The sequence below is a fragment of the Plantactinospora sp. ZYX-F-223 genome, assembly GCF_039649625.1.
Classification (GTDB): Bacteria; Actinomycetota; Actinomycetes; order Mycobacteriales; family Micromonosporaceae; genus Plantactinospora.
Genome location: NZ_JBDJAV010000154.1, coordinates 1 through 1,610, shown reverse-complemented (window position 1 = coordinate 1,610; position 1,610 = coordinate 1). Strand labels below are relative to the sequence as shown.

Annotated in this window: 1 protein-coding gene; it reads left to right on the top strand. The window is 68.6% G+C overall.

Going from position 1 to position 1,610, the window contains the following annotated elements:
- The first annotated feature begins 107 nt into the window (after window positions 1-107).
- Window positions 108-1,508: an ISNCY family transposase gene (locus AAH979_RS42905; protein ID WP_346263854.1), complete on the top strand. Its 1,401-nt coding sequence runs from the start codon at window positions 108-110 to the stop codon at window positions 1,506-1,508.
- The last annotated feature ends 102 nt before the right edge of the window (window positions 1,509-1,610 follow it).

Sequence of the window (1,610 nt, the reverse complement as noted above, 5' to 3'; positions counted from 1 at the left end):
TACTTCGACCTGAAAAAGTAGATCGATGGGGCTGGTTGCGGCGTCGCTGACCAGCCTCATCGTCGTTGGTCAGTATGAGGAGTTGGTGCGCCGCAAGGGGATCCGTGATGCTTCGTACCCGGAACGTTCAGCCGTCGCTGTGGGAGTCGGTGCTGCCGGAGGTCTGTCTGCGGCTGCCGGCCGAGTTGGAGCGGGTGGACGCCTGGTTGGACGACGAGCGGTTCTTCGCCCCGTTCGTGCCGTTCTTCGACGCGCGGATCGGCCGGCCAAGCCTGCCGATGGAGACGTACCTGCGGTTGATGTTCCTCAAGCACCGCTATCGGCTGGGATACGAGTCGTTGTGTGCTGAGGTGTCGGACTCGATCTCGTGGCGGCGGTTCTGCCGGATCGACATCGATGCCCGGTTGCCGCACCCGACCACGCTGATGAAGATCACGACCCGGTGCGGTGAGCAGGCGATCGCCGCGCTCAACGAAGAGATGCTCGCCAAGGCGTGCGAGGCGAGGTTGGTGAAGACGGGAAAAGTCCGGGCCGACACCACCGTGGTGTCGGCCAACGTTGACTACCCCACCGACACCGGGCTGCTGGCCCGCGCGGTGGGCCGGATGTCCCGCCTCGTCGTACGGATCAGGGCCGTCGGCGGCGCGACGCGGACACCGTTTCGCCAGCGCGCACGGGCGGCCGGGCGGCGGGTCCGCTCGATCGCGGCGCATCTGCGGCTACGTGGCGCGCAGGCCCGGGAGGAGGCGCAGGCCACGGTGGCCCGGATAACCGGAGAGCTGGCCAGCCTGGCCCGACAGACCTGCACCGACGCGCAGGCGGTGCTGCGTAACGCCCGCCGCGCCCTGAACCGGGTAACCGGCCGGGCGAGGGGGCGGCTGCGCCGGGCCGTCAACGAACTCGCTGTCATGATCGAACGCACCAACCAGGTGATCGGCCAGACCCGGATCCGTCTGGCCGGCGGCAAGCCCGACTCCGCCACGCGCCTCGTGAGCCTGCACGACCCCGACGCCCGCCCGATCGCCAAGGGACGCCTCAGTAAACCGATCGAGTTCGGCTACAAGGCGCAGATCGTCGACAACGTCGACGGCATCGTGCTCGACCACACCGTCGAGAAGGGCAACCCGCCCGACGCCCCGCAGTTGGCCCCCGCGATCGAACGGATCACCGCCCGGACCGGCCAACCACCACGCGCGGTGGCCGCCGACCGCGGCTACGGCGAAGCCGGCGTAGAAAGCGATTTGCACGGTGCCGGCGTGAGAACCGTTGCCATCCCCCGCAAAGGCAGACCCGGCAGCGCCCGCCAAACCCACGAACGACAACCCGGCTTCCGCCGCCTCGTCAAATGGCGAACCGGCTGCGAAGGACGCATCAGCCACCTCAAGCACCGCTTCGGCTGGGACCGCACCCGACTCGACGGGCTGACCGGCGCCCGGACCTGGTGCGGATACGGCGTCCTGGCCCACAACCTCACCAAAATCACCGCCCTCGCCGCCGCCAACGCCTGAACTCCAGGCCCGGCAACCGATCCCGGCACCACCCTGATCTCACTCTGGCCTGCACCACACACGATCGGCCACGGCCCGAACCCACTTCTTCAGGTCGAAGTA

Coding starts and splice junctions, on each gene's coding strand:
- AAH979_RS42905 (WP_346263854.1), top strand. CDS start 108: ATGCTTCGTACCCGGAACGTTCAGCCGTCGCTGTGGGAGTCGGTGCTG.